This is a genomic window from Pseudomonas sp. CVAP#3 (assembly GCF_018986375.1).
In the GTDB taxonomy this organism is placed as follows: Bacteria; Pseudomonadota; Gammaproteobacteria; order Pseudomonadales; family Pseudomonadaceae; genus Aquipseudomonas; species Aquipseudomonas helvetica.
Genome location: NZ_JAHMSC010000016.1, coordinates 122,622 through 130,898 on the forward strand (window position 1 = coordinate 122,622; position 8,277 = coordinate 130,898).

9 protein-coding genes are annotated in these 8,277 nt (G+C 58.7%); 3 read left to right on the top strand and 6 right to left on the bottom strand.

The features are described from left to right. Positions 1-3 precede the first annotated feature (3 nt). Both recG and KRR23_RS22960 read left to right on the top strand, forming a co-directional pair. Entirely contained in the window at positions 4-2,079 is a 2,076-nt protein-coding gene (gene recG / locus KRR23_RS22955) for an ATP-dependent DNA helicase RecG (protein WP_054594659.1), read from the top strand. A 78-nt stretch (positions 2,080-2,157) separates the two neighbouring features. Then, a complete protein-coding gene (locus KRR23_RS22960) occupies positions 2,158-3,558 on the top strand; it encodes an aminoacyl-tRNA deacylase and HDOD domain-containing protein (protein WP_216744370.1) in 1,401 nt (466 codons plus the stop codon). Positions 3,559-3,908: 350 nt separating this feature from the next. On the opposite strand, the gene KRR23_RS22965 is transcribed toward KRR23_RS22960, so the two are convergent. After that, positions 3,909-4,292, bottom strand: a complete 384-nt coding sequence (locus KRR23_RS22965) for an SCP2 sterol-binding domain-containing protein (RefSeq protein ID WP_216744371.1) — start codon at positions 4,290-4,292, stop codon at positions 3,909-3,911. A 580-nt stretch (positions 4,293-4,872) separates the two neighbouring features. Here KRR23_RS22965 and KRR23_RS22970 point away from each other — a divergent pair. After that, entirely contained in the window at positions 4,873-5,262 is a 390-nt protein-coding gene (locus KRR23_RS22970; protein WP_216744372.1) for a DUF6124 family protein, read from the top strand. Between the two features lie 46 nt (positions 5,263-5,308). Here the strand turns inward: KRR23_RS22970 and KRR23_RS22975 are convergent, their stop codons facing one another. The 5 genes from KRR23_RS22975 to KRR23_RS22995 all read right to left on the bottom strand — a co-directional run bounded on the left by KRR23_RS22975 (position 5,309) and on the right by KRR23_RS22995 (position 8,111). Continuing rightward, positions 5,309-5,731 (bottom strand): hypothetical protein, encoded by a 423-nt coding sequence (locus KRR23_RS22975; RefSeq protein ID WP_216744373.1) that lies wholly within the window; start codon positions 5,729-5,731, stop codon positions 5,309-5,311. Next, on the bottom strand, positions 5,718-6,317 hold the full coding sequence (locus KRR23_RS22980; RefSeq protein ID WP_253912220.1) for a hypothetical protein: 600 nt from the start codon (positions 6,315-6,317) through the stop codon (positions 5,718-5,720). Before KRR23_RS22980 ends, KRR23_RS22975 begins: the two co-directional genes overlap by 14 nt. Next, complete coding sequence (locus KRR23_RS22985; RefSeq protein ID WP_216744374.1) at positions 6,268-6,753, bottom strand: hypothetical protein; 486 nt, start codon at positions 6,751-6,753, stop codon at positions 6,268-6,270. Before KRR23_RS22985 ends, KRR23_RS22980 begins: the two co-directional genes overlap by 50 nt. Continuing rightward, entirely contained in the window at positions 6,750-7,271 is a 522-nt protein-coding gene (locus KRR23_RS22990) for a hypothetical protein (protein ID WP_216744375.1), read from the bottom strand. Before KRR23_RS22990 ends, KRR23_RS22985 begins: the two co-directional genes overlap by 4 nt. A 69-nt stretch (positions 7,272-7,340) precedes the next feature. Next, positions 7,341-8,111, bottom strand: coding sequence for a hypothetical protein (locus KRR23_RS22995; RefSeq protein ID WP_216744376.1), 771 nt, complete (start codon positions 8,109-8,111; stop codon positions 7,341-7,343). Positions 8,112-8,277: the final 166 nt, after the last annotated feature.

Consider the following 8,277-nt stretch of genomic DNA (forward strand, 5'->3'; position numbering starts at 1 on the left):
GCAATGGCTGAGCTGTCGCAAGTGTCGGTCACGGCACTCAAGGGTGTCGGCGAAGCCATGGCCGAAAAACTCGCCAAGGTCGGCCTGGAAAACCTTCAGGACGTACTGTTCCACCTGCCGCTGCGTTATCAGGATCGCACCCGCGTGGTGCCGATCGGCCACTTGCGGCCGGGCCAGGACGCGGTGATCGAAGGCACCGTCAGCGGCGCCGACGTGGTCATGGGCCGGCGCCGCAGCCTGGTCGTGCGCCTGCAGGACGGCACCGGCGGGCTCAGCCTGCGCTTCTACCATTTCAGCAACGCGCAAAAGGAAGGCCTGAAACGCGGCACCCGCGTGCGTTGCTACGGCGAGGCCCGGCCCGGTGCGTCGGGGCTGGAAATCTACCACCCGGAATACCGCGCCATCACCGGCGACGAACCGCCGCCGGTGGATGAAACCCTGACGCCGGTCTACCCGCTCACCGAAGGCCTGACCCAACAGCGTCTGCGCCAACTGTGCATGCAAACCCTGACCCTGCTCGGCCCCAGCAGCCTGCCTGACTGGCTGCCGCAAGAACTGGCACGGGACTACCAACTGGCGCCACTGGCCGATGCGATTCGCTACCTGCATCACCCGCCCGCCGATGCCGATGTCGACGAGCTCGCCCTCGGTCATCACTGGGCGCAGCACCGTCTGGCTTTCGAAGAACTGCTGACCCACCAGCTGTCGCAGCAACGCCTGCGTGAAAGCATGCGCGCGCTGCGGGCGCCGGCCATGCCCAAAGCCACCCGGCTGCCGGCCCAATACCTGGCCAACCTCGGCTTCCCGCCGACCGGTGCGCAGCAACGGGTGGGCAATGAAATCGCCTACGACATGAGCCAGCACGAGCCGATGCTGCGGCTGATCCAGGGCGACGTCGGCGCCGGTAAAACCGTGGTCGCCGCCCTCGCCGCCTTGCAAGCACTGGAAGCCGGTTATCAAGTGGCGCTGATGGCGCCTACCGAAATCCTCGCCGAACAGCACTTCATCACCTTCAAGCGCTGGCTCGAACCGCTGGGCCTGGAAGTCGCCTGGCTGGCTGGCAAGCTCAAGGGCAAGAACCGCGTCGCCGCGCTGGAGCAAATCGCCAGCGGCACGCCGATGGTGGTCGGTACTCACGCCTTGTTCCAGGACGAAGTACAGTTCAAGAACCTCGCGCTGGTGATCATCGACGAACAACACCGCTTCGGCGTCCAGCAACGGCTGGCGCTGCGGCAGAAAGGCGTGGGTGGGCGGATGTGCCCGCACCAGTTGATCATGACCGCCACACCGATTCCGCGAACCTTGGCGATGAGCGCCTACGCCGACCTCGACACCTCGATCCTCGACGAACTGCCGCCCGGCCGAACCCCGGTCAACACCGTGCTGGTCACCGACACGCGCCGGGTTGAAGTCATCGAGCGTGTGCGCGCCGCGTGCGCCGAAGGGCGGCAGGCGTATTGGGTGTGCACGCTGATCGAAGAGTCGGAAGAGCTCACCTGCCAGGCCGCCGAAACCACCTATGAAGACCTCACCGCCGCCCTCGGCGAGCTGAAGGTCGGCCTGATTCACGGGCGCATGAAACCCGCCGAGAAAGCCGACGTCATGGCCCAGTTCAAGGCCGGCGCGTTGCAGTTGCTGGTGGCGACCACGGTGATCGAAGTCGGCGTCGACGTGCCCAACGCCAGCCTGATGATCATCGAAAACCCCGAACGCCTGGGCCTGGCGCAACTGCACCAGTTACGCGGTCGCGTCGGTCGGGGCAGCGCCGCCAGTCACTGCGTGCTGCTCTACCATCCGCCGCTGTCGCAGATCGGTCGGCAACGCCTCGGTATCATGCGTGAAACCAACGACGGTTTCGTGATCGCCGAGAAAGACCTCGAGCTGCGCGGCCCCGGCGAAATGCTCGGCACCCGGCAAACCGGTCTGCTGCAATTCAAGGTCGCCGACCTGATGCGCGACGCCGACCTGCTGCCGGCCGTGCGCGACGCGGCCCAGGCATTGCTGGAGCGTTGGCCGCATCACGTCAGCCCGTTGCTCGACCGCTGGCTACGCCATGGGCAGCAATACGGCCAAGTGTGAGCAGTGTCTCAGTTTCTGGGCGATGGTTTTAAACAAGCTGGTTATACTCCTGCAATTGTTTGAAAACGGACACACACCATGACCGAAGTTGCCCTCGCACCCGAAGCCCCGCACGCTCCGTCTGTTATCCGGTTGCTGCTCGGCAAGCTGGGCATCAGCTACGCCGAAGTGCTCGACCGCCCGGGCCTCAACCCCGCCCGCAAGGTGCAAGCGGTGTTGGTCGACGACGCTGTCGGCGCGCTCATGGTGCTGTTCCCGCAGAGCCAGTTGCTGGACCTCAACCGTCTCGCCGAACTCACCGGCCGCCGGCTCACCGCCTTGCCGACCGAGCGCCTGGAGCGCATGCTCGGCAAACACAACCTGAGCTTTCTGCCCGGCCTGCCGGCGCTCACCAGCTCGCCGTGCCTGTATGAAGAAAGCCTGCTGCGCGAACCGCAGTTGCTGATCAACTCGGGTGAGACAGGCGTGCTGCTGGAAATCACCAGCGAAGACTTCAAGAGCATGCTGACCAAGGCCAGCGCCGCGAACTTCGGCGAAGCCCTGAGCAGCATTCGCCCGAACCTCGACCGCCCCGACGATGACCGCGAGGAAATCACCCAAGCGGTGCAGGCCTTCACGGCGCGACGCATCCAGCAACGCCTGGAAGCGACCATCGAGATTCCGCCGCTGGCCGAAACCGCACAAAAAATCATCAAGCTGCGGGTCGACCCCAACGCCACCATCGACGACATCACCGGCGTCGTCGAAACCGACCCGGCGCTGGCCGCGCAAGTGGTGAGCTGGGCGGCGTCGCCGTACTACGCGTCGCCGGGCAAAATTCGTTCAGTGGAAGACGCGATCGTCCGCGTGCTGGGTTTCGATCTGGTGATCAACCTGGCGCTGGGCCTGGCCCTGGGCAAAACCCTGAGCCTGCCCAAGGACCACCCGCAACACACCACGCCGTACTGGCACCAATCGATCTACACCGCCGCCGTCATCGAAGGCCTGACCCGCGCCATGCCGCGCGCCCAGCGCCCGGAAGCCGGCCTGACCTACCTCGCCGGCCTGCTGCACAACTTTGGCTACTTGCTGCTGGCCCACGTCTTCCCGCCACACTTCTCGCTGATCTGCCGCCACCTGGAGGTCAACCCGCACCTGTGCCACAGCTTTGTCGAGCAACACCTGCTGGGCATCAGCCGCGAACAGATCGGCGCGTGGCTGATGCGCTACTGGGACATGCCGGATGAACTGTCCACCGCGCTGCGCTTCCAGCACGACCCGAGCTACGACGGCGACTACGCCGAATACCCGAACCTCGTCTGCCTGGCCGTGCGCCTACTGCGCAGCCGTGGCATCGGCTCCGGCCCCGACGAAGAAATCCCCGACGCCCTGCTCGACCGCCTCGGCCTGACCCGCGACAAAGCCAACGACGTCGTCAGCAAAGTCCTCGAAGCCGAAGTCCTGCTGCGCGAACTGGCCTCGCAGTTCACCCAGTCCTAAAAAAACCCGCCTGACACTCAATCCAGTGTCGGGCGGGCTTTTGTGAGAGAGCTCAGTGACACACTTTTGTGTCAGAACTCAGCAACTCACTCTTGTGACAGAGCTCAGCAACTCACTCTTGTGACAGGGCTCAGCAACTCACTCTTGTGACAGAGCTCAGCAACTCACTCTTGTGACAGGGCTCAGCAACTTACTCTTGTGGCGAGGGAGCTTGCTCCCGCTCGGTTGCGCAGCAGCCGCAAACCCGGCAGACGCGGTGTGTCTGAAGCAACACCGTCTCGGGCTTCAGGGCCGCTTCGCGCCCCAGCGGGAGCAAGCTCCCTCGCCACAGGTTTGATCTTTACCAGTCCTCACGCCTTAGGCTTAGCCTTCCTCGGCTTCAAATACTTGGTCAACCCCTGGAACCACATCACCAGCGCCGGGTTGCCCTTGATCTGAATAGACTTGTCCTGAATCCCGGTCATAAACGCCAACTGCTTATTCTTCGCCTGCATCGTGGCAAAGCCATAAGCCGCATCCTTAAAGGCAATCGCAAATGCAGGATCGGCATACACCCCGGACTTGCTGGTAATGCGCTGATCCTTCACCACGAAGTGTCGCGCCACCTTGCCGTCCAGCGTCTGCAACTGGAACACCAACTCCTTATCACCCAACTGCTGCTGAAACGCCGGATTGGTCCGACTGGCCTTGCGTATCAACAAGCCCATCATCCACAGAAGAAAACGAAATTTCATGCTCAAGCCCCAAAAGAAAAATGAACGCTGGCGCAGTGTAGCGGCTTAAACCCAGAACGCCACCGTTGCGCAGCGTTGGCAGAAGATGAAGCGCTTTTTAAGCACGATGACCACCAAGTCACACGTTTCAAAGCGCACCACATCCCCCCACTGATCGTTCCCACGCTCTGCGTGGGAATGCCGCCATGGACGCTCCGCGTCCACTTCGTGAAGTGACGCAGAGCGTCACAGGATGCATTCCCACGCGGGAGCGTGGGAACGATCTCCACAGCCCCACTTCCTCGGACATTTCCTTCAAGTTGTAGCGGTGTTCGGTAACTATCCCGGCCTGCGAGTCAGGGCTAGTCTCACCCTGTCACCAAAAAACGGTGACACGGACGTGCAAGTCCGGCTTGGTACACAATCGTAGATGGCTATTCATCGAGCGTTTTCTTATGCTCGCGAATTGTTATGGCGGCTGTGTGTGGGAGGCCTTCGGGTCTGCCGGTTTCCGAGCCCGGTCTTGCACACCTATGCACAGCTGCCACCTCTTTCGAAGCAAGCGAAACGGTGTTAGCTCCTTAATCTCGGAATGACGCCAATGTTCAAACAATCACCAAATCCGCCAGAAGACCCAACCACCTCCCCCTACGAATCCCTCGATTCGAAAAAGCTCCACGAAGCCGCCGAACGCGCCCTCGACCACCACCTGGGCACGCCCCCACCCAAAATCCACCTGGCCGACGCCCGCAAAGGCCAACTCTTCATCGTCGCCCCCGGCGTCGACACCGACAGCCTCCTGGCCAATGCCTCTGAAGACATCGCCTCCATCAAAGCCATCGCCGGCGACCTCGCCTTCGAAATCGAAGGCTCCCGCCGCAACGTCGCCCTCGCCATCTACCGCATGGCCGAAGGCGCCCAACTGCTGATCGACCGCGCCATGGACAACCTCGACCCGCCGAATCCGGTGGAGTATCGGGTTAAGGTGTAAGCCTGCCGAGGGGCACGACAACACTGGCGCGCCCCTCGGTGCCTCGCTAAATCGCGAAATCCGAAACCTCACTGAGCATCCAGCATTTACCACGCACGAATAGATACTCAACCAAGTAGTCGGTATCAGGCTTATTCAATATGGCCGTAGCGTGATCCCCACTCAGTTCTTTCACGCTTAACGCCAGACCCTCAGCCTCTCGGTGGGCGCGATCAGGCAAGAGCGGAAATTTAATCTGCTCTCCTCCCAATGCGCGCTTTTCCTGTCGCGGCTCGGGCTCAGCATCTACCGTCGCCACAAATTGCAGAGGTCGCTGAGTAAAGGCTTTCTGAACAGCCGGGCTCTCCGAAAAAGAAGTGAGGAACGCATTGAAGTCAGTAGAAGGGCAAGCAACCTCCGCCGTCGCAGTACGAACGAACAGACCACACAGCAAACCCGTCAACAGCAGCGTGAGATTACGGCTGCCCATAGGTGATCCTTTTCGCATCAGCATTCTGATCTTGCAACGCCTTCGCAGTAACACCGTAAGCCTCGATCAGTTCGCGGCGAGAGCCCTTCGAACCGAACGAGCGAACGTTATTGCTGTAGGAGTAATGGACCAACTTTCCCGCCGTCGAGTAATAACCAAACCATTCAGGACAAGCACCGCACCCGCCGTACCCACCGATGAACACCAGGCTGCCCTTTGTCCCTTTCATACAGGCCATGGCCACCACAACGTTTGCCAACATCCGCGTGCTTTTCCCGTCAGTGGTCAGTTGTGACACCTTGCCCACATCACGTCGCAGCACCTTGCCGTTGATGTTGATCGTCTGGTCGGAACAGACCGGCAGGGGTTGAGATTCGCCCTCCTCAACCGCAACAGATCGACAAGAAGAGACCAGCTCCACATCGACGCCGCCACACTGCATCACGTCCCGCTGGACATAACCATCACTGACTCCTGAGGCCGCCATAGCGGAGAGCGAAGCCAGCGCCAACGTAAAACAAAAGAAAAAACGTGCCTTAGACTCCACATGACTCTCCGAACAGAACCAGCTCTTCCACTTCATCATCCACCCGCACTACAGCCCGCACCTCTCGGTCGTGAGAAGTTTCGTATTCACTGGGACTGCTACGCTTTACAACCTTCAAGGTGACCCAACGATCACTGCCTCTGGGAGAGGCATATTCAGACTCGTCCCCTTTTCTCTCGACTAGACGGAGTTCAAGCACACCGTCGCCGATATTCATGTATAGAAACTCTTCATCAATCTCCGCCAACATGACCCGAGCATCCGGGCGGGGCTCTTTCTGATCAGCAGCGAGCACGTAACCACACCGCCAGTTACCGCTGACGTCATGCAGAGTGGTCAAAAGTGCTTGAGCGTCTTCAAATGCAAAAGGCACCAGCAGTCGACTCGGTGTGTTTACAGCAGCATGATTTTGGCCGGACACAAAAAGTAGGGGCATGAAAAAGCTCGCCGTGGAAACCAAACGTCGGAAATTCATGAGCCTTCAACCTTCAACAAACGAAAGTCGTTGTTCGTAAACTCGTAATAGCGAACCCGATTGCCGCTGACCATCGGCTTGCCGCTCACATCCACTTCGGTGTCGGCGGTAACCCCCAAAACCATCATCAGGTTGCTGTCAGGCTTGAAGTTAATAACGAAATACTCCCCCTCACGTTCGCCCTCTTCTTTACCTTCCCTTCCGACCACGTAGTAGGCATTCGGCAAGCTCGCGACCACCGCACCTGTGCGAGCATCCAGCACCTCACCGCAGACCGTCCCGCCACCACAACCCATGGTGTGCACGATGTAGTGCCCGGCAAAATTGACCTTGCGCGTGATGGCCTGCGCCCGGTACTCATCCCAAAGCGGGCTGCTGTTTTCAACCGGCAACAACGCATGGTTCTGCCCGGTAAACACCTCGGCAACCTTGAAGTCCTCGAACTTCAAGTCGGCGGCGAAACACAGTGATGTCGAGAGGGCGAGGAAGCCGCCAAATAACGCTGAAAATCCTTTCACTCTGATCCTTCCCTAAATATAAAAATAAAACAGGACAATCCTCCCAAATAAACCTGGCCTCGTCCTCAGTCAACAACCATCAGCATTTTCACATTTAATCCAACCACGAATCTCCTTCCCTTTGGGGGTTTTGAACATGATTGATAGCCATCCTGCCTCAACGCCTTCTTGCTTCACCTTATCTCCCGCGACTAGATACATACGGGTAACGTCTGCCAGCACAGGAGAGCTGTGTATCGAGGTCTTTTTGTTGATAGCAAGATTCACCGGAGCTCCCATACACCAATTTTTGTAGCTTGCGGAGGCTAGCTTTTCAATAATTGACGATTCACTTTTGTACGGAAACACATAGACAAAATCCTTGTAGTCATCTGACAGAATATCCCCACCATTTCCAAAATACGTAGAAAGCCTCTCATCCCTGACATAGCCATTCACTGTGTTTTGATAAACATGGACGGTGTAGTAATCACCAGAGTACTTAACACCTGTATCAGAGTGAATCTCAACGCTATGAATTACAAAAAGACTCTCCTTGGCTTCCTGCCCAGTCCTTGCGAAAAAAGCCGCTCGCACTTTTCCTGTGTCAGCAAGAAACGGCAGTTTCCCTATAAGCTTCTTCGTGCCATCGCTGCAGCTCACAAAGTTGACATCAATGCCCATTTGTTCATCAGCACTAGTATCCCCTGGATCTTTTTCAATTGGAGCCTCATCAAAAACCACTGCCCCGTTCTCGACTGGCAATGAGGGAAATGCGCTGCCTACTTTGACATCACAGGCAAGCGCACTTACCGAATATATAACCGAGAATATAACGAACGCACTCTTTAAAACCCTCATCATTTACTCCGATAATAAATCAAGGACAATCCACAACTCCTATTCAGCCGAATTCGCCCGCCCTAACACCCCCCCTCGCCCCCTAGTAACCAAAGGGGACACCCATTAGCCGGTCCTACGTCAAGATCCAAAGCCTACCCGCCCTGCTTTTTTAACGGCAGGGTGT